Annotated in this window: 15 protein-coding genes; 2 read left to right on the top strand and 13 right to left on the bottom strand. The window is 33.4% G+C overall.

Annotation, left to right across the window (positions count from 1 at the left end; translation table 11 throughout):
* Positions 1 to 6 precede the first annotated feature (6 nt).
* Entirely contained in the window at positions 7 to 3,507 is a 3,501-nt protein-coding gene (locus ABJF52_RS09825; RefSeq protein ID WP_348149540.1) for a PVC-type heme-binding CxxCH protein, read from the bottom strand.
* A gap of 159 nt (positions 3,508 to 3,666) precedes the next feature.
* On the opposite strand from ABJF52_RS09825, the gene ABJF52_RS09820 reads away from it, so the two are divergent.
* Positions 3,667 to 4,545, top strand: coding sequence for an AraC family transcriptional regulator (locus ABJF52_RS09820; RefSeq protein ID WP_348149538.1), 879 nt, complete (start codon positions 3,667 to 3,669; stop codon positions 4,543 to 4,545).
* A gap of 122 nt (positions 4,546 to 4,667) precedes the next feature.
* Complete coding sequence (locus ABJF52_RS09815; protein ID WP_348149536.1) at positions 4,668 to 6,173, top strand: biopolymer transporter TolR; 1,506 nt, start codon at positions 4,668 to 4,670, stop codon at positions 6,171 to 6,173.
* 28 nt (positions 6,174 to 6,201) lie between these two features.
* Here ABJF52_RS09815 and ABJF52_RS09810 read toward each other — a convergent pair whose 3' ends face one another.
* The 12 genes from ABJF52_RS09810 to ABJF52_RS09755 all read right to left on the bottom strand — a co-directional run bounded on the left by ABJF52_RS09810 (position 6,202) and on the right by ABJF52_RS09755 (position 20,026).
* The gene (locus ABJF52_RS09810; protein ID WP_348149534.1) at positions 6,202 to 6,642 is read right to left on the bottom strand and encodes a nuclear transport factor 2 family protein; all 441 of its coding nucleotides are present in this window, start codon (positions 6,640 to 6,642) and stop codon (positions 6,202 to 6,204) included.
* A 26-nt stretch (positions 6,643 to 6,668) separates the two neighbouring features.
* On the bottom strand, positions 6,669 to 7,604 hold the full coding sequence (locus ABJF52_RS09805) for an RraA family protein (protein WP_348149532.1): 936 nt from the start codon (positions 7,602 to 7,604) through the stop codon (positions 6,669 to 6,671).
* 36 nt (positions 7,605 to 7,640) lie between these two features.
* Complete coding sequence (locus tag ABJF52_RS09800) at positions 7,641 to 9,140, bottom strand: mandelate racemase/muconate lactonizing enzyme family protein (protein WP_348149530.1); 1,500 nt, start codon at positions 9,138 to 9,140, stop codon at positions 7,641 to 7,643.
* 225 nt (positions 9,141 to 9,365) lie between these two features.
* Entirely contained in the window at positions 9,366 to 10,100 is a 735-nt protein-coding gene (locus ABJF52_RS09795; RefSeq protein WP_348149528.1) for a WecB/TagA/CpsF family glycosyltransferase, read from the bottom strand.
* Between the two features lie 19 nt (positions 10,101 to 10,119).
* Positions 10,120 to 11,745 (bottom strand): hypothetical protein, encoded by a 1,626-nt coding sequence (locus ABJF52_RS09790; protein WP_348149526.1) that lies wholly within the window; start codon positions 11,743 to 11,745, stop codon positions 10,120 to 10,122.
* Positions 11,746 to 11,749: 4 nt separating this feature from the next.
* On the bottom strand, positions 11,750 to 12,850 hold the full coding sequence (locus ABJF52_RS09785; RefSeq protein ID WP_348149524.1) for a glycosyltransferase: 1,101 nt from the start codon (positions 12,848 to 12,850) through the stop codon (positions 11,750 to 11,752).
* Positions 12,851 to 12,881: 31 nt separating this feature from the next.
* Positions 12,882 to 13,973, bottom strand: coding sequence for a glycosyltransferase family 4 protein (locus tag ABJF52_RS09780; protein WP_348149522.1), 1,092 nt, complete (start codon positions 13,971 to 13,973; stop codon positions 12,882 to 12,884).
* Positions 13,974 to 14,004: 31 nt separating this feature from the next.
* Positions 14,005 to 14,916 (bottom strand): glycosyltransferase family 2 protein, encoded by a 912-nt coding sequence (locus ABJF52_RS09775; RefSeq protein ID WP_348149520.1) that lies wholly within the window; start codon positions 14,914 to 14,916, stop codon positions 14,005 to 14,007.
* A 46-nt stretch (positions 14,917 to 14,962) separates the two neighbouring features.
* Positions 14,963 to 16,279 carry a glycosyltransferase gene (locus ABJF52_RS09770; RefSeq protein WP_348149518.1) on the bottom strand — a complete coding sequence of 439 codons (1,317 nt, stop codon included), beginning with the start codon at positions 16,277 to 16,279 and terminating at the stop codon, positions 14,963 to 14,965.
* Between the two features lie 11 nt (positions 16,280 to 16,290).
* On the bottom strand, positions 16,291 to 17,601 hold the full coding sequence (locus ABJF52_RS09765) for a hypothetical protein (protein ID WP_348149516.1): 1,311 nt from the start codon (positions 17,599 to 17,601) through the stop codon (positions 16,291 to 16,293).
* A gap of 1 nt (position 17,602) precedes the next feature.
* Entirely contained in the window at positions 17,603 to 18,841 is a 1,239-nt protein-coding gene (locus tag ABJF52_RS09760) for a glycosyltransferase (protein WP_348149514.1), read from the bottom strand.
* A complete protein-coding gene (locus tag ABJF52_RS09755) occupies positions 18,842 to 20,026 on the bottom strand; it encodes a glycosyltransferase (protein WP_348149512.1) in 1,185 nt (394 codons plus the stop codon).
* Between the last annotated feature and the right edge of the window lie 6 nt (positions 20,027 to 20,032).

Raw genomic sequence — 20,032 nt, 5'->3', positions numbered from 1 at the left:
ATTTTTTTATTTACTAACTACCTTCATAATACCTTTCATAAAACGCCAATGTCCCGGAAAAGTACAGACAAATGGATACATTCCAGGTTCATTTGGGGCGGTGAATTTTAAGGTGACGGTTTCTTGTGGGTTAATTAAATCTGTAGCAAAAAGAACTTCATTCATATTCGGCACATAATTTAGATCGGCCCCTTTAGGTTCTTGAGCCAATTTATCTGCGGCAGCTCCTACTTTTTCAATAGTTCCAGGTTTAATAATGATGAGGTTATGTTGCATAAAATCAACATTTTCCAATACCAATTCGATTGACTCTCCAGCTTCAACAACAATTTCTGAAAGGTTGAATTTCATTTCATTTTTAATTGTTTTCATATTGATAACAGTACTATTGCGATCACTACCTATATCGTTGGTGTTGTCTTTAACACTTGAATTAGCATAGTTTTTTGTAAAAACTTGAGCTATAGAGGTTTCGCTAAAAGCATTCTTAGACGCTTGGGAGTAATTAGTTTCAATTTCATATTTCCATTCGCCAGAAAGCTTAGTGGTTTTATTACCAGAACGAATATAAAGTTGTTCAGGTTCTCCATAAATGCCTCCACCTCCACCAGTGTCTTCAACGCGTATGGCGATTACATTTTTATTTTTTAAGAGCAATTTTGTAGGCACATCGTAATATCGGTTCCTTTCATAATCTTTTTCAGTGGCACCAATTTTTTCACCATTAATATATACAATATCGGAATCATCAATTGGGCCTAAAGAGATGTGAGTTTTTTCGTATGAGCTAAAATTAAATTCTTTTCGAAACCAGATAACTCCATCCATTTCTAAGCCTGCATCTTCAATATACTGGGGTATTTGCATGGTTTTCCATTTGCTGTCGTCAAAGTCTATTTCTTGACGTTTCTTAACGGTTTCTTCATTTACTTTGAAATCAGGGTTTGAGGTAGTAAAAGCATCTATAAAGCCTTTGGAATGTTTACTAGCAGCGGCATAAGTTGCTTTAGATAACCAATCATCAGCAATAATTGATTCTTCCTCGCTTATATTAAATAGTTTTGAGCCGATGGCATCCGAAGCTGGTCGCTCAGCAAAATAAAGTAATGTGGCTAAGCGAACCAACTCATTTTTATCAGCAAGAAGATTTGAATCTAAAATTAGTTTATCGCTTGTTTCATTTTTAGGAATTATTTGTAATGCAGCTTTTCTAACGGCGTATGAGGGGTGATTTAAAGCATCGACTATAGTGTTGAGTGCATCTTTATTAGAACTTAAATCTGCTAAGCCATTGATTGTCCAGAGCGCATGTAGAGCGGAGGTATTCATGCCCATTGCATCTACTTTTTTATTATTAGCTAATTTGTATAGGTCTGAGAGTACCTCATTATTTTCATTATCAACTAACAAACGTTGTGCAGTTAAACGCCAAAACATATTGTTATTCGAGAGCGCCTTAATTAAATCATCAGAATCTTCCTTATCTAAAGACTGTGCAGTTTTTGCTATATCATTTTTTGGAACAATTCGCCAAATTCGACCTCTAGACTTATCTCGTAAGGGGTTTTCATAAGCATTACCTTTTCCGTTTGTAGCGTCATAACCAGCATTGTCTTCTCTCGGAGTAGGATTATGTTGAATAATAAAGTTATACCAATCTGCTACCCATACATTACCATCGGGCCCAACCTTGGCTTCCACTGGTGAAACCCATTCGTCAGAACTAGCAAACAGATTGCCACCATCTTTTTCAATATAATTAGCTCCTTCTCGCTCTATTTTGGCAATATGTACAAGGCCTCCCGTTGGTTCACATACAAAGGCAAATTTATTCCAGTAAATACTAGGATAATTTCTTGCAGTGTAAAAATGATGTCCTGCGGCAGCAGTAAATCCTCCAAAAACATCAACTTGTCTAATGTTTGGTGTTAAAGGTTGCATGGCATAATGGCCATCAATTTTTAGACTACCTTGTGCAGGAATGCCTTCAACGTCTTTCATTATTTTGTTAGGAATTCCCAAATAAACACTGTGTGTATTATTTGCTGTAGATGCAAAAAGCGAGTTGTCTTCAGTTATGCCTAAGCCCCAAGTATTGTTACTTGTATTTGTTAAGACTTCGAAATATTTATTCTTAGGATCAAAGCGATACATGTTTTGGTTGAAATCCAATTCTTCACCATAAATTGTGCCTTCAAAACCAGAATAGCCAACAACACCATATAAATTATTGTCAATTCCGTATTGAAGATTTGATGGCCCTGCATGGGTGTCATATGTACCCCAGCCGTCAATTGCTATTTCTCTAATGTCAGCTTTGTCATCTCCATCAGTATCTTTTAAAAATAAGAAATGTGGTGCCTGAGAAACAATTATGCCCCCGTCATAAAATGCAAAACTAGTAGGTATGTTTAGGTTTTCTGCGAAGATGGTCACTTTATCAGCTTTGCCGTCATTATCAGTATCTTCTAATATTTTCACCTTGTCATCACCAATACCATTTTTATCACGTACTGTATTGGGGTAATCAACAGTTTCAATAACCCAAAGTCTACCCTTTTCATCCCAATTCATGGCGATTGGATTAATAATGTCAGGTTCCGACGCGAATAATTCTAGATTGAATTCGACCGGAACCTGAATTAATTTGGCTGATGCCTCAGGTGTTAATGGTAATTGATATTTTAAGCGCGAGTCACGTTTTTCGTAATTCGGAATATTATCACGTTCTTCATACGCTAGGGTTGGAATATCTTTTGAATAGGCCTCCCAATTTTTATTGGCTATAGCGTCAACTGACCACAGAATTCCTTGTTTTATTAATTGTTGAAATCCGGTTTGATTCCAAGTACGTTCATCATGTCCATATGCTGTATAAAATACTTTTCCTTTACCGACGGATTTCACCCAAGTCCAAGGCTCATGATGTTCACCTTCTACACGCTCCATTAAAATTTCAATATCATCCGCTATTTTATCGTGGACATACGTTTCATCCCATGTAGAGAATTCTTCAAGACCTAGCATAGTTGGGTGGTCTTTTTTTACAATAGTTGTTTTGAAAATACCTTCACTATGTTCCTTAAATTGTGCGCCAACTAAATCTATATATTTCGATGAGTTTTTAAAGCAAAAACTAGCTGAGTGAATTGGGATTAAAGCATGACCATTTGAAATATAGTCTAATAATGCTGATTCTTGATTTGGAAGGATTTCTTCATGATTAGCATAGATGATTAGACCATCATATAAATTTAGATTATCAGAATTTAAATCATTAGTATTTTCAGTATATGTGATATTTATACCTTCTTTAGTTAGCGCAGCAGCAAGAATTGGGAAATACTTTCTTGAATTATGATGTTCTAATTCGTGTCCGAGAAATAATAATTCAATTCGTCTAGGTTGGTCATCTACAAAAAATGATTTTTCTTTTTTCGTATTACAACCAATTAATAATGGAATTATAAGTAAAACTCCAAAAATTCCTTTTAAAATGCTATTCATAACCCACTATTCTATTTATTTATCAATTTTAAGTATTAAAATCACATAAATTGGACTGTCTTATTGCAGATATTGACTGTATTATATCGCAATATTGTAAAATGTTAAATTTAATAGATAGTTTAGTGCTACAATAGTTTAAGATTAAGAGTGTAAAAAATGAAATCAGCGCTACAAAAATCACCAATTCCAAAGACCCATGCGTTTGTAGTTGAGGAGTTAAGACAATCGATTTTTGATCCAAATTGGCATTTCCATCCAGAATATCAATTGTTTATGGTGATTAAAGGAACAGGAACTCGTTTTATTGGAGATCACGTAAAATCATTTCAGGCTGGTGATATTACTTTATTAGGACCAAATTTGCCACATTTATGGCGTAGCGATAATATTGAAACTATTAATGCGGGCGGTAATGGAGCAGAAGGTATAGTAGTTTATTTTAATGAAAATTTTATTGGAGATGAATTATTAAATAAGGAGGAAGGAATATTATTACGGCAATTATTTCGAAAAAGTTTGCGTGGTTTCGATATAACCGGAGCTGCTGTAAAAGAAATAAGTCAAAGGATTTCTAATCTTCCGAAATTAGAAGGGTTTGATGCAGTACTTGGTTTAATGCATATATTAAATTTATTATCACAAACTAGTAATATAAAATCTATCGCTAGTTCTGGTTATACCAATACCCTTAGGGAAGGTGATACGGAGCGTATGAATAGAGTGTATGCTTACGTAATGAAACATTTTCAAAGAAAAATTTCAATTGGCGAGTTAGCCAAATTGACCAATATGACTCCTACATCTTTTAGTCGATATTTTAAAACTCATTCAAACAAAACTTTTTCAGAATTTGTTAGTGAAATTCGAATAGGACATGCTTGTAAGCTATTAATTGAAAAAAAAATCAATGCTTCTCGTGCTAGCTATGAAAGCGGTTTTAGAACCATGTCTAATTTTAATCGACAATTTAAAGCAATTACCAAAACAACTCCCCTAAATTATAAAAAACGCTATGAAAGGACTAAATCTGAATAGCGGATTTTGAATCTGAAGGGAGCTAAATTTTAAAATATGTAACTTCTATTGCTTAAATTACTATTTGTCAAGTTTTAATGTTACAAAATGAATGTCAAAAGAACCAATTAAATCTAATTAAAATGAAACTCTTAAAATCGCTATTGTTTTTTTATGTTTTATCAAGCTTCTCAGTAGTTCATGCACAAAATAAAATAGGAATATTTGATCGTAACACAGATATAGGAGATTGTAAAAATTCAGGAAAAGTTGTTTTTTCTGAAGATGAACAAACCTATACCATAAGTGGATCGGGTACAAATATGTGGTTTGGCTCAGACGAATTTCATTATTTGTGGACTACAATTCAGGGCGATTTTATTTTAAGAGCAGAAGTTGAATTTGTTGGTGACGGTGTAGACCCACATCGAAAAGTCGGTTGGATTGTGAAAAATAGCTTGGATCCAAATTCGAAACATGTTAACGCTTCAACACATGGCGATGGACTTACCACTTTACAATACAGAAAAGAGATAGAAGCTGAAACTGAAGAGTTAGTTTCCACAGCAACAAATCCTGATGTAATTCAATTGGAGCGGAGAGGCAATAGTTATATTATGTCAACTGCCAAGTATGGTAAAGAATTTACAAGTGTTAAGTTGGATTCTTTTGAAATGGATAATGAGGTTTATGTTGGAATATATGTTTGTTCGCATAATCCAGATGTTGTTGAAAGTGCTATATATAGGAATGTTCGAATTGTTAGACCAGTGGCATCGGACTATCAACCCTATCGCGATTTTATAGGCAGCAATCTTGAAATTATGAACGTAGAAACAGGTCATCGCAAAATATTATATCAATCTGCCCATTCGATTCAAGCGCCTAACTGGACAATTGATGGTAAGAAACTAATCTATAATTCAAAAGGTCATTTGTATAATTACGAAATATCTACTAATGCAATTACACCTTTAAATACGGGTTTTGCAATCAATAATAACAATGATCATGTATTATCTTTTGATGGTAGATTATTAGGTATTAGTAATCATAATAAAGATGATGAGGGTAATTCTTCAATTTATTATTTGCCAGTAGATGGTGATTCATTACCTAAAAAGGTAACTAAATCTGGCTTAGGAGCTTCTTATTTACATGGTTGGTCGCCAAATAATAAAAAAATGATTTTTACAGGAAATCGAGATGGAGCCTACAATATTTTTACAGTGGATGTAGCTTCTGGAAAAGAAGAAAGATTAACTGATTATACTACACTCGATGATGGTTCGGAATACAGTCCGGATGGAAAATATATATTCTTTAATTCCGCAAGAACTGGCAAAATGCAACTTTGGCGCATGAAGGCTAATGGAAAGAAACAAACCCAATTAACATTTGATGAATATAATGATTGGTTCCCACATGTAAGTCCGGATAAAAAATGGATAGCCTTTATTTCATTTCCAGCAGATATAGACCCAAGTTCACATCCATTTTACGAACATTGTTTATTAAGAATTGTGCCTTATGAAGGAGGGGAGCCTAAAATTATAGGTTATATATATGGCGGGCAGGGTACTATAAATGTTCCGAGTTGGTCGCCAGACAGCAAAAAAATAGCCTTTGTAACGAATACAAGGCTATAATTTTTTTCAATTTAAAAATGAGCAGTAGTTAAAGTTTATAAGCTTGCCGCGCCAAAACTTTCCATTGATTTTTATGTTTTTTTAAAACCATCATATTGCCTATTCGAACATCAACATGTTTGCCTGCACTAAGAGCGTTTGTTGCGAAAATATGTCGGACAACAGCGGTGTCTTCACCGGAAAGGAAAATAGTTTGTTCATTTCTATTTAGAGTTAAAAAATCAAAATCACCATGTACCACGGCTTCAATATATTGTTTCTTATTTTCAATTCTTCCAGAAGAATGACCATATGTAAGTTCTTCCATCGTTAGTTTTTCTAATGTTGGTCCATCTCGGTCAACCATTGCTTTGCTAAGCGTTGCAATAGTTTTTTCGACTTCCAAAATCTCTTTATTATTTGGTTTTTGAGCAGAAACAAGCGTGCCACAAAAAACAAATAATAGAAATAGCTTATTAATATTTTTCATATTATATTTTAGTTGTTGTCGCAATTTTAATTGTTCTGAGTTTTTAGGTAGTCATTTAATTCTTTTCTAGTCATGGGTAGTTTACTATCTGGATAGTTTTTCAGCCATTTTCTAAAATCCGATTTAATTTCGTCTGTCCATTTGGTATCTATTTGACCTGCAGTATATTTTTTTTCTTTAAGTCTTTGAAAACCAAAAATATCGCGCAAACCTACTACCTCCGATGAGATAACTAAATTTGCAACTAAATGCGATGGGATGAAAATTGTTCCATGTCTGTTGGCCAATACAACGTCGCCTGGTAATACAGTAGCTCGTCCAATTCTTATGGGTGCGTTAATTGAAGTTAGCATTTGATTCTGTAAATACGAAGGATCTTCATCTCTATACCAGCCATTAAATCCTTCTATATCTAATAGGCCGGCCAAATCGCGGATTCCTCCATCAAAGATTACTCCATTGCCAGAATTAGCGTAAATGGCGTTACCTAAATTAGAGCCAATTAAAGTACCGTCAATAATTCTACCGTAACCGTCTGCCACATAAACATCGCCGGGTTGTAATATTTGAATAGGCCAGGAATTGCTGCCACCGATAGTATCTCTTTTTTCTTTACCTCCAGTAATTTTAATTAATTGCTTGTAATCTGGTCTTTCGGGCATATATTGTGCGGTAACAACACGACCAGTCATAACACCTTCTGGATGTATTACTTTCCAATTACCTTCGTATTGTGTGTGGTAATTTTTGCCTCTTAAATATCCCCAAGCTTCTTCTATTTGAATATTTTTCATTCTTTTTAAAAGTGCATCTGAAACTTTTGGTCTACCATCTTCAAATCGTTCGCCCTTCCATTCTGATGTTAATGCTTTAATATGTGCTGGACTTGTTCCAACCTCTTGTGTTTGAGCAGTGAATGATATTAATATTCCTGCAATTACTAATAATATTTTAGTATTCATTTTTGTAATTTAGATTTAATCCGTTATTGTAGTTTCTTAGCTATATGTTCTATCATGAGAACGAAGTTCATTCCATTCGTCAGTAGGAGCGAAGAATGATTTATCTCTTGGGTCCATATGTGCTTTTATCACATCCATATTAAGTTCAATTCCTAGTCCTGGAGAATCCAATGGAACTGGTGAAAAACCTTTATCAATCATTTTTTCTTTTCCAGTCATTTTTACCAAATCTTCCCACCATGGTAAATCTACAGAGTGATGTTCTAATGCTAAAAAGTTTTGCGTTGCCGCTGCACAATGCACATTAGCCATAAAAGAAACCGGTGTGCCTGCCTGGTGCATGGCCATTGCGATACCAAACTCCTCGGCATAATCGGCTATGCGTTTTGTTTCTAAAAGTCCTCCAGACGATGCTAAGTCTGGATGTACAATATCAACCGAACGGTTATGAATTAAAGGTTTGAAATTTTCTAGATAATGAATATCCTCACCTGTTGTAGTCGGTGTTTCTATAGCATCAGAAATGGTTCGCCATTGTTCTGTATGTTGCCAAGGAATCATATCTTCAAACCATGCTAAACGATATTTATCCAATGCTTTCGCTAAGCGAATACCATTATTGAGGTCAAAATGTCCATAGTGATCAGTCGAAATAGGAATTTCATAACCCACCATATTTCGAACATTTTCAACTACTTGTTGTAAATGTTCTAGTCCTTTTTCTGTAATCTGAATTTGTGTAAATGGATGAGCGGTATTACCATAGGACATATAATTTCTTTGGTCTCCCCATTGGTTAAGATTCCCTTTGTTGTCTTCCCAGAATTTCCCGTTTACTACGGTGTCTGGAATGCCTTTTAACTCTCCAATGGAAACATCCATTTTTAACCAAGTATACCCTTGCTCTTTTACTCTAAAGTTTATGAGGCGCTGTTGTTCTTCTGGAGAACTAGCCTCAGGAGTATCTGCGTAAAGTCTAATTTTATCGCGATACCTTCCGCCTAATAATTGCCATGCTGGAACATTATAAGCTTTTCCACATAAATCCCACAAAGCCATTTCAACAGCGCATACGCCACCTGCTTGTCGTGAAGGTCCTCCAAATTGCTTTATGCTTTTAAATATCTTTTCAACATTACATGGGTTTTGACCTAAAATACGAGCTTTTAGCATTAGTGCATAACGAACATCAGCTGCATCTCTAACTTCACCCAAGCCATATATGCCTTGGTTGGTGTCGATTCGGATAATTGCTGTGCCTCCCATTACCTTGGTGAGCGCGTAACGCATATCGGTAATTTTAAGTTCGGAAGGTGAGGATGAACGATTGACTTTAGCCGTAGTTTCTGCGACTGTATCCTCAAACGAATATCCCATAAAACTGGATAATGCTATACCACCTAACGCAGTTTTTTTTAAAAAGTCGCGTCGTTTGTCTCCAGTTTTAGGGTTGTCTATTTCAGCCTGCCGCCTTGCAGCATATGCCTTTTCTTCCTCCTTATTTTGAGCAATAAGTCGTTTTAAGTTGTTCTTCATTTTTAGTTGGTTTGTTGAATATAAAAGATTTTGCCATATTGATTTTACTCAATGGGCATTTAAGATAATAAGAAATAGTATTAGTTGAATTTTATATCTCGAAATTTTTTTAAGCAGCAAACTATTTGAAAATTTCAGAATGGTAAATAATGCTGAATAAGACAGTCCAGATATTTTCTTTCGTTCTTTATTTTAGAACCTGGCATAAGCAAGCGATGTTGTTTACTAGAATATTTTTTTAAACAACTCTTTAATTAAGTATCCAAGGAAAATAAAGCCATAATAGATATAGCGTTTCCACATACGTTTAGGTTCTTTTATTAACCGACCTAACCACTCCAGACCCAAGTTAACCCATATTTTATGTGGTCTTTTTAGCGTGCCTGCATAAAAATCAAAGACAGCACCTATAGAGCAAATTATAGAAGTATCAAGTTCGTTTTTATTAGAAAATGACCATTTTTCTTGTTTTGGTGCAGTCATGCCAACGAATAGAATGTCAGGTTTAAATTCGTTTACAGCTGCAATCATAGCGGAATTATCTTCTTCTGAAAATTCGGCTTTATAAGGAGGAGAATAGACTCCCGTTTTAAGTTTTGGGTATTCTTTTGAAAGGCGTTTTTTAATTAATGATAAAGTGTTTTCCGAAGAGCCCAAATAAAAGCATGAACCTCCGTTACTATTTAATTGGTTTAATAAAAATTCGTGAAGATCTGCTCCGGCTATTTTTTTTATTTTTTTACCATAAAGCAATCTAGCTGCGACTACAATACCAATACCGTCTGGCAGTAAAATTTCGCTTTGTTCTAAAGCTTTTTTAAATTCAATATCTTCCTCTGCAATGCAATATGAATACTGATTGATAGTGCTAACAAGTGTTTTTTGTGAAGAAAAAGCTTTTGCCAATTCCCCATTAAAAACTTGATAACCTAAACACTCTGTATGTTGTTTTTTTTGCATTTTAAATTAATTAAATAAGCTAATGTTTTGCGTAAGCAACATCTATTACAAAACTATCATCGGTTTGATGAAGGTGGTGGATAGACATAAGACCTTTATAAAAATCTGGCTCAACAGTTTTTATAGTTTCTTCTTCATATTCTTCAAGACTTAATTTTTTTATCTTATTGATATTTAATGCTCGCCCATAAATGCCTTGGTCATTACATTGCGACGGCCTATAGACTTCATTGTTATAATTGAAAATTGCGCCACCATTTCTAGCTATTCGCGAGTCAATTAAAACTGGATTTTGATGATGTGGTGTCAAATTTTTAAGCATATCGCCTGATTCTACTTTATAAATATGTAACTCGTTTTCTAAGGGAACAGTTGTTTCGGCACCTTTATTTAGAAATAGCCATTTTATGTTTTGTTCATCATTATAAAAAAAGGCATCAGCAACAAGTTCGCCTTCAAAAGCTGACGAATGTAATTCCCATGTATGAGGGAATTGTAGGCATTTATAAATGTCTAGCCTTTGATTTTCGGAACTCTCTGGCATAAGAAAGATTTCTCCATTTTCCTTAAAAACGAAGGGGTATGATAAATGATAATCTAAATCTAAGATGTCAACGACATCAATAATTTTATCATCCTTTAATTTTCCACATGAAATTTTTCCTCTTTTTGTCGAATAAGGATAATTCTCAAAAAAAACATATGTCTCATTTTTATGTTGAAACAAAAAAGGATCTGCCCAAAACTCATTTTTAGGCAAATCAATGGGTCTTAATGTTGATAGTTTAGTTGCATTAAATTGACCTTTGCTAATAAGTAGTGTAAAGCATTGATAGCGCCATTTAAACAATTTTGTTGCTATACGTTCGAAAACCTTAGAAAGTACTTTGTGGTAAAAACCTGTAGAATATTTGATGATTTGTAAAAAACTGGGCTGCCCTAAAACTGCTTCAGTTTCTATTGGTGGGAACGAAATTTCTAATTTATTAAAGGTGTTTAATTTTAAGTTTTTTAATAATAAGGCAACAGAAGATTCCAAAACCATATCTGTGGTTTTCGCCAAAGACCAGTGTTTGTTAAAGTGTGCTTGGTCGATGTTAACTAGATTTAGATTGTTTCTTGTAATATTTTGTAGTGAAACAATAACCGTAGCTTCTTTTTTGATGATTTCCCAAAAACCAATTGGACTCTCAGAACTTATATGTGCCCCATTATGCTTAAAAAGGTAGATGCCATTTTTAGCATGCGGAGCTAGTAATTCCGAATCAATATTTGTATCAAACTGGAGTATTAAATCTACTTCTAATTGCCTTACTTTTTCAATAATTTTTGAACTTATTTCAACATTGTTTTGGTCAAATTCTAAATTTTCAACATTTTTTAATTCGGATTCTAACTCTAATATATTAACCGTTTCTGGTTTTTTGAAGAAAAACTTTCTCTCAATAAACCACTGTGTTTTTAATAGAACCCGACTTATAAAACTGCTTGGAAGCTGAAGTTCAGGTTGCTTGTTTATTTTAGGATTTTTGTTAATAATAAGCGCAGAAAATTCGAGCTCAGGCGAGCTAAGAATATGTTGTAATATTCTCAACTGCCAGTTGGCGAGTGAATTAATGTTTTCTGTTAAAACCGCTATTCTCATAAATCTATTTCGTCTCCGTAATTATTTCGTTTAAAATGGATATTATTCTTTTTTCAAATGTTTGGAATGTAAATGATTCTTTGTATAATCTGTTGCCTTCATTACCCATCTTAGTGGCTAATTCAGGGTTTTTAATAAAGACTTCCATTTTAGTTGCTAATGCTGTGGCATTCTTTTTTTGAATCGTAAATCCTGATTCTTTATGCGCCACAATTTCTCGTATTGCACCTTCATTAGAAGCAATTGTTGCCAAACTGTACTGCATAGCCTCCAGTAAAACAAGAGGAAAACAATCTTCATGAGTTGGGTGAACAAATACATTAGCTTGCTCCAAAAATGGGTTTTTATCAGCATTATATTTTTTACCGTGAGCAAAAACGTTATTGGCTATTCCTAAAGTTTGTACTTTGTTTCTAAATTTATTTTCATCAATATCAGACCAATCACCAACAAAATTACATTCGAATTTCAAGTTTTTGTTGACTAGAATTTCACAGGCATCTAAAAGCGTGTAAACCCCTTTAGCTTCCATCATATTAGATAAAAAAAGGAATTTGCAAATTGCTGGTGTTGCTTCTTTTTTAACTGTAATATCTATCTTAGGAATACCATTTGCACAATAATAAACATCATTGCTTTTTACATAATTGGAGATATCATCGTAAAGAAGCGGTGAAAGCATAATACATTTGGTGTTATGAAATACAAACCGGTAACACAGTCTTTTATACCAGATATTACTATTCGTTTTCACACCTTTATTATGAAAGTGAAAAACAATTTTTTTTCTAAAGAGTTTGAGTAAGATTACGACTAATAGGTCTTTATAGAAGCCTGGACCTGCGGAGGTTAAGGTCATGTAGCAAAGGTCGTAGTTTGTTTTAGATAAAGCTTTAGTAATGTTTTTTAGGATTTTAAGTAAAGCACTGAATTTGCCCTTACTTTGTTTGCCTATATCCTCAAGATTAAAAGAAGTTGCTAGGTTGATGTAATTTGCGCTAAAACTGGAGTTAATGAGCGAACTATTCTTTAAACGCTTACTAACCATCGATGCCCCGTGGACAGGAGGTGGTAAATGTAAAATGAATAGTATTTTTGGTTGCATCTTTAGCTTTTATGTTCTGTGATTATTAGAATTAATTTTTATTCTCAATATGGGCTATGGCATCTATAATTCCTTGAGCTGCATTATCGAAATTTAATTCTTGAACTCTATTTTTTGCATTTTCGCTAAGCCTTTTCCAATTCTCCTCATTCTTTAATATTTCATCAGTTTTTTGTACCCATTTATCAGTGTCAATATCTATTGCAAAACCATTGTGGTTGTTAACCAAAAGATCATCAACAACACCGGCAAAAGGTGTCGTTATCACTGGTGTTCCACTAGCCATAGCTTCATTTACAACAACTCCCCAAGGATCCATTCTTGTGGTGAATAAAAATATTTTTGATTCTGAATAAAACTTAGGTAACTCCTCTTGAGCAATAAAACCTGGAAAATCATAATCAATATTATGTGCATCCAATTTTGAAAAAAGTTCTTCTTTTAAAGGTCCACTGCCTAGGATTAAAACTTTAAATCCGTCAATTTTGTCAGCTAATTTTATGACTACATCTGCAAAAAATAAGGGTAGTTTTCGTTCTGTAAATTGACCAGAATACATTACATGATACTTCCGATTCGTAAATTTTTTATCGTTCTCGAACTTTGAATTATGTATGCATAATGCACTTTGAAAAATACGGTCTTTATCAATACCATATGCTTCAAAAAGTTTCATGCTGTTTTTACTAGCTCCGATATAAGTTGAAGATGTTTTAAAAACAATTTTACGAATTAATGTATGTACCCACGATAAATCTTTTTCAGATCCGAGCCAACCATCTGTCATAGGAATGAAATTTTTACGATAAAGCAGTGTATATATCCATCCATATAAATGAGTAGGGTTGAACCCCGTAGCGATTACATTATCTGGCTTATATTTTTTTAAAACTTTAAATACCTCAGGATTATTATGCACATAATTAAAGCCGTCCTTTTTTAACCGTACATTTTCTTTTAAAAAAACATGTTTGAATTGTAATTCATCAATATTCCATTTTCTATTCGATTCGGTATTAGCGCAGAAAATAACCATGAAATCATCACCAAAACGTTGGTTTAATATCTCATACATTGGCAAGCGATAAGGTGCCGGAATATTTATGATTAGTGCAGTTCTCATTGGTGGTAATTCTAAAATATTTTAGTTTTAATTATGAATATTCATTGTATCTTAAATTTATCATTCCCGATAAAGCACCTAAACTATCTGAAATAGCCAAAATGCCCCAAAATCTGTTTTTAAAAGGAATAAGCGAAAATGGAAGCGCTAATAATCCTGTTAATAAATAAAACATGCTAACCCCAACTTTCTTAACCAATAGTTTAACGTTGTTTTGCAGCTTTAACATGTATGTATATGTTGAAGCGCTTCTGAATGTTCTTTTTATTAACCATGATAAATTGGCTCTAGAATCAGGTATGGTTTCATAAACCACTGCATTTTTTGACCAATAATTTTTTGCTTTTTTTTCCATGGCTTGAACTCCGAAATACGAATCTTCACCACCTGTAATATTAAAGCGTTCATCAAAAGACAGTTTGTTTTCTATTATAAATTGGGTTTTTAGTAGCACATTATTACTTTCAAAATCCGATATTTTTTGATCGTGATCAAAATCTAAATAATCAAAATGATGCGAAATGCTATCATTTATGTTGCTTTCAAAAACAGGTATATTTGGACCTTGAACTATATCTGCATCATTCTTTTCTGCTAGTTTAACCAATTCATTTAACCAGTCTTTAGTAACATATTCGTCGTCGTCAACAAAAACAATATACTTAGGATTCAACTTAATTGATTCCTTGAGAATTTCATTTCTAACATTCGATAATCCTTTAATGGCAAAACTGTGGTATATGAAATTAAATTTTACCGGACAGATTTTCCTTAAATCATTCGAAACTTTTTCAGCACTTTTATCTATGTCATTATCGACAACCAAGATGTCTACTTTGCCGATAATTGAACTATCAAAAATAGATAGGTATATGCTGCGTATTAATTTCGCCAACATCTCTGGTCTTTTGTAAGTTGGTATACCTATTACTATATGATGCATATATTTATCTTAAATCAGCAAAACGAATTAAAACGCCGTGTTACTATTACTCTTGAATAACACTTTCTATACATTTTTTAAACTCATTGGCCACAATATCGGTATTGTGGCGCTTTTCTGCTAGATTTCTAGCCGTATGGGCAATTTTCTCTCGTAAGTGCTTATTTTGTATTAAATCTTTAATTTCTATGGCCAATTTTTCAGTATTGTTTTCGGTTACCACAGCTGCCCAATCATTCTTTTTTGCATATTGTACCAAGGCGGTATCTTCCGGGGCAAAAATGATAATCGGAGTGCCACTTGCCATATATTCAGATGCTTTAGTGGGCATGGAGTATTTAATAAAAGCAAGTCCATCTGGATCAAAATCATATGGTAAAATCATAAAGTCTGCAGAGCCAAAAACTTTTGGGAGATTACTATATGATACAAAATGTTGATGTTTAGTACATTTATAATCAGTAAGCCAGTCTGGCGCATCTTGCGCTTGAATTAGAAAGTTTATAGACATATTTAATTGCTCGTTTACAGCATCAATAGCACTAGCAATTGTCATTAATGAATTGTCGATACCAAGACCAATTCTACCCGCATACATAATCGTGGGGCTCTGGTTGATTTCATATTCACTTCTCTGCCCAGTTTTCCAGAAATCAATGTCTATTGGATTATGAAAAGTGATAAACTTTTTATGGTATCGTCTCAAGTATTCCTCACCCATATAATCACTTATACTCATTACAAGTTCAGAATGGTTTAATAGGTCTTTGAATTCACCATCTATCTTCTTTCTCCAATAATTTTTCATAAAAGTTTTATTTCCGGCAAGTGTGAGCCAGTCGTCCATTTTATGAAATACCATTGGTTTTTTTAAAAACTCTTGTACAGCAATACAAAATAATATTTCTTCTCGCGATGAACTTTGAGCATAAATTACATCTGGATTAATCTCTAAAAGCCAGGAGCAAAATTTTGGGGATAGTTGGGTTTTAGAAATAAAATGTGAAAGACCAGAATAATGAAAAATAGGTGATATATATTTTTCAATAAAATTTGATCTAGACTTGGTTTCAATTTCTTCTGGAGTTACTTCTTCTTTGAATTGGTTATAAAGGTTTACTTTACCACTTTCATAAGTTCGTCCGAATAAATTAAGTGGAAATATCCATTTTCTTTCTTCTGAACCCAGTTGATAGTAGTTGCTGCATCTGTTTTTAGCAATATCACCAGTTAGTAGATAACCGGAACTCGCAACCGCAATTTGGTCAGCATCCCATTTAGAAAATAGGTTACTAAGTGTTATTCCTCCTCCTGTATCAGAAACAAAGGGTTGGTTTAATATTAAAATTTTAGGTGAGGGCATCTAATTAAATTTTAATTTAAGTGATAAGAATCATCTTGGTCTTCGGGTTCAATATCGTATTTGAAATAGTCTTTTAATGTTGCCTCGCTCAATTGAGTATATTTAGGTGAATAACATATTCCAATAGCAATCCAAACCAGTATATAATTCATGCTAAAGGTTGTTACTGTTGAGGGGTATAGTGATACCAGCCATAGTAATATCCAGAATCCCGCTGCTTTTGAAAGCGAATTGTTTGAGAAAAACAAACCTTTTATCATTGCAGGAATTGCGATTAGCAATAATAAACCTAGACTGATTATTCCACCTTTTAGAATAATATTAAGGTAATCAGTCTCAATGCCTTCTCTGTAGCCCGTATAATCACCAGTAGTATCTATACCAGGGGGTGCTGCCACCATACCTCTCATGCCTCTACCCATGAGCCAATCATCGGCTTCCATGTCGGCATAGTAATAGAGTTCAACTTCACCTCTAGTATCTTCTTCTAATCTCTCTTTTATCCTATTTACAAATTCAATATCGCTATTTCCAAATGCTCCAAGACCTAATATGGTACATAAAAGTCCTGCAAATACAGAAAAAACTACGAGAACCGATTGCCTTTTGTTTATATATAGAAAGATAAGAAAGGCAAAAATTAAGATTAAGCCTAATATAAAAATTAAACCACGCCTGACCCGAAAGCCGGCCAGAGCTAATGCTAGTAAGATGACAGCAATTGCTATAAATTTAATAGACTTAGAATGGTAATTGTATGTCATTATTAAGAATCCAGCTGGGAGCGCTAGTATTTTAACAAGTACCTCAAAAATATCTCTACCCATTATATTTTCACGATCAATAATTGGTGCATGCATTAATGCTAGTTCGGCAATAAATAGTAATCCTAAAATGATAATAACTTTAAATATTAATTTAAGGGTTTGAGGATTTCTTGGTAATAAAAGTATTAATGGTGTGAGGTATAGAAATACACCATTAAGTGGGTTAAAAAGGATGTTTTTAACTCCTTCGTAATCGAGTTCTAAGCCCCTTAGTATAACGAAAAATTGCCAAAACATTAAGAGCGAAAACAGTAGTGCTAAATAGATACTCTCAAATTTAAAGGCAACCACAAGCAGTGATGATATAAGAAATAGACCTATTCCAGTGATTCTTAATAGATCACAAATCACATAATTAGGTTCTGGTGCTGCTGAAAGCGAAAAGCCTAGCGTATAAATTAAAAAACCAGCCCAAAATAAAATTACTAATTGGCGGTTTCTTAGCGAATTTCTTGATGCTAACATTTCAGATAAAACTTCTCTTTCCTCTTCCATATTAAGTTAATGAATTGGTTGAAAGCAGTTCTTTATGCAGTTCCTTATGACTATTAATTATTGGTAATGTATCGAATAGCGGAGGTGCATATCCTTGTATATTGTTTTGTAAGCAATATAATATACCTTCGGCTAAATCTGTTGAATTTTTATATTCTGCGAGGTATCCATTTTTTTTGTGATGAATCATGTCTGGAATTCCACCAATATTAAATCCAGCAACAGGGGTTCCACAACATAAACTTTCCATTACGGTGGTGGGCAAATTATCTGCCATGGACGGAGCTACAAAAACATCTGCAGCATTATAAACTAAAGAAGTTGCTCTGTCATCTTTCATATATCCTAAAAAGTTAACCTTAAAAGGAACGGCGTCAACTACTCTTTGGTCATAATCGCTTCCAAATAATAGTACGGATACTTTTTTGGAGTCTACTTTTGATGCTAATATATTTAGAGCATCTTTTAAATAATTCCATCCTTTATACGGACTGTTTGGTGATGCAGCACCAAATGAAATTATAGTTTCTTCTGTATTTAGATTTAAAATTTCACGAGCCTGTAATTTATTTATTGGTTTGAAAACTTTATGGTCAATTATATTGGGTATGTGGTAAACTGGTTTATTTTTTGTTAAGGCTGATTCTTTAGCCATATTAGTTAACCAACTACTGGGAGCTGCAAAACTTAAGTTGTTAAAATTTGAATAAAAATCTTTCTTTTTTTGAAATCCTTTTTTTGATAATGAATTCTTGTTTTTTTCGGTAAAAACCTGACAATTAGAGCAGTCGATTTGATAATTATTACAAGTGAAGTTATAATGACACCCTCCTGTAATATACCAGACATCATGCATGAAAACTATAATTGGCTTGCCTAATTTTGCAAGTTGTCGCATGTTTTTTATGCTTAAAAATCCGGCAAGAGTCCAATGAAAATAAATAACATCAGCATCTTGTATTAAGTTGTGTTGTGAAATGTTATTACCAATTATAGGATAAGAGAATAATCCATATTCTGGCACAGTTTTTTTACTTTGTGCACTATGAAATTTACTATTAATAGTAGCAATTATTTCATTTTTCAGACCAAGGGTTTCTACATTCTTGTCCCAAGAAACTTCAGAAGAAAGTGTTAGCATGGTTGATTGTACGCCATGTTGGTTTAGAGCGCGATGCAATCTATAAGCTGCATTTCCCGAAGATGGTAGGTGGGTTTGCAAATGAACAACATTGATCATCTAATCGTTTTTAAGTATTTGATTTAAAATAACATTAAACTTACTTTCAAATGCGTGAATCGAAAAATTGGAATTAGCAAAAGAAAAGACTTTTTCACTTAAAGATGCTAAATATTCGCTGTCTTTAGTAGAATACTCCTTGAGTTGTTTATCTATGTATTCAATATTAAAATCGTTTAAAAAAAACGCTAACTCATTTAACCTGTTAAACCCGGTATTTTCCATTACGATGGGGATAAGGCCATGTCGCATTGTGGTGGTAATAGCTGTGGAAAAGCCTTCAGAACAGGAGGGGAGAATACAATAGGTACAAGTTTCTATAATTTCTAGAAACTGATTAGATTGAATATCAATATATTCATAATCAATTATATTTTTTTTATTAGGAAATTCTAATAGCTGTCTGTCGTCTTTGTAAAAACCTGCTACGTGCAACACTATGTCATCATGTTTTTGAAATACATCAAATAATAAATCTAAACCTTTATGTATAGCTCCATAGGATCCAAACCATAAGAAATGTTTCTTGCTTGAATCGTGATTTTTAGGCTTCAATTTAAAGTTGTTGTTTAGAATCCCTGTAGGAAAAATATTAAACGGTTTTGTGTATTCTGTATTAAAAGGTTCGGTTTCACTCATAGTAATAACATGAGTATATTTTTTTTTCATGTGGTGATCCCAATAGAAATTTCCTGTTCTAACCGTATTCGCTTTCTTTTTCTTTCTATCGTAAAAATAATCAAGCCGTTTTTGTTCTTCTATTTTTGTGAAATTAGGATGATGTTCGGTCATGTATAAAATAGACTTGGCATTGGGGTGAAGCATCGTTAATTGATAGAAAGTTTCCCCGAAACCGAAAATCAAGTCATAATTTTTAAGTTTTAAATAATCTAAAGTTTTAAGGTCATGGCAACCAACAATATCAATTGCATAATTTAATTCTGTGAGTACTTTTACCATAGAAAGTATTTCAAATGGCTGGGTACGACCAATGTTGTTATTTTCCCAGTCATTAAAATGACTGTACGTAACATAACTTACAATAGCCTTTTTTTGGTTTTGAGCAGTTGATAAATTAATATTTTGCACTAAAGTACTATCCGCTATGCGTTGATCGTAGAAGTAAGCTTTTACGTTCCGCCAAATTTTATTTTTTAATTTCGCTTTAAAATCTTTCAAATTCATTTGTAA

The sequence above is a fragment of the Aurantibacter sp. genome (genome assembly GCF_039941195.1).
GTDB lineage: Bacteria > Bacteroidota > Bacteroidia > Flavobacteriales > Flavobacteriaceae > Aurantibacter_A.
This window is presented reverse-complemented; position numbering and strand designations above follow the sequence as displayed.

Excerpts from the sequence above, each read along its gene's own strand:
- ABJF52_RS09825 (WP_348149540.1), bottom strand. The coding sequence starts at position 3,507 with ATGAATAGCATTTTAAAAGGAATTTTTGGAGTTTTACTTATAATTCCA.
- ABJF52_RS09820 (WP_348149538.1), top strand. The coding sequence starts at position 3,667 with ATGAAATCAGCGCTACAAAAATCACCAATTCCAAAGACCCATGCGTTT.
- ABJF52_RS09815 (WP_348149536.1), top strand. The coding sequence starts at position 4,668 with ATGAAACTCTTAAAATCGCTATTGTTTTTTTATGTTTTATCAAGCTTC.
- ABJF52_RS09810 (WP_348149534.1), bottom strand. The coding sequence starts at position 6,642 with ATGAAAAATATTAATAAGCTATTTCTATTATTTGTTTTTTGTGGCACG.
- ABJF52_RS09805 (WP_348149532.1), bottom strand. The coding sequence starts at position 7,604 with ATGAATACTAAAATATTATTAGTAATTGCAGGAATATTAATATCATTC.
- ABJF52_RS09800 (WP_348149530.1), bottom strand. The coding sequence starts at position 9,140 with ATGAAGAACAACTTAAAACGACTTATTGCTCAAAATAAGGAGGAAGAA.
- ABJF52_RS09795 (WP_348149528.1), bottom strand. The coding sequence starts at position 10,100 with ATGCAAAAAAAACAACATACAGAGTGTTTAGGTTATCAAGTTTTTAAT.
- ABJF52_RS09790 (WP_348149526.1), bottom strand. The coding sequence starts at position 11,745 with ATGAGAATAGCGGTTTTAACAGAAAACATTAATTCACTCGCCAACTGG.
- ABJF52_RS09785 (WP_348149524.1), bottom strand. The coding sequence starts at position 12,850 with ATGCAACCAAAAATACTATTCATTTTACATTTACCACCTCCTGTCCAC.
- ABJF52_RS09780 (WP_348149522.1), bottom strand. The coding sequence starts at position 13,973 with ATGAGAACTGCACTAATCATAAATATTCCGGCACCTTATCGCTTGCCA.
- ABJF52_RS09775 (WP_348149520.1), bottom strand. The coding sequence starts at position 14,916 with ATGCATCATATAGTAATAGGTATACCAACTTACAAAAGACCAGAGATG.
- ABJF52_RS09770 (WP_348149518.1), bottom strand. The coding sequence starts at position 16,279 with ATGCCCTCACCTAAAATTTTAATATTAAACCAACCCTTTGTTTCTGAT.
- ABJF52_RS09765 (WP_348149516.1), bottom strand. The coding sequence starts at position 17,601 with ATGGAAGAGGAAAGAGAAGTTTTATCTGAAATGTTAGCATCAAGAAAT.
- ABJF52_RS09760 (WP_348149514.1), bottom strand. The coding sequence starts at position 18,841 with ATGATCAATGTTGTTCATTTGCAAACCCACCTACCATCTTCGGGAAAT.
- ABJF52_RS09755 (WP_348149512.1), bottom strand. The coding sequence starts at position 20,026 with ATGAATTTGAAAGATTTTAAAGCGAAATTAAAAAATAAAATTTGGCGG.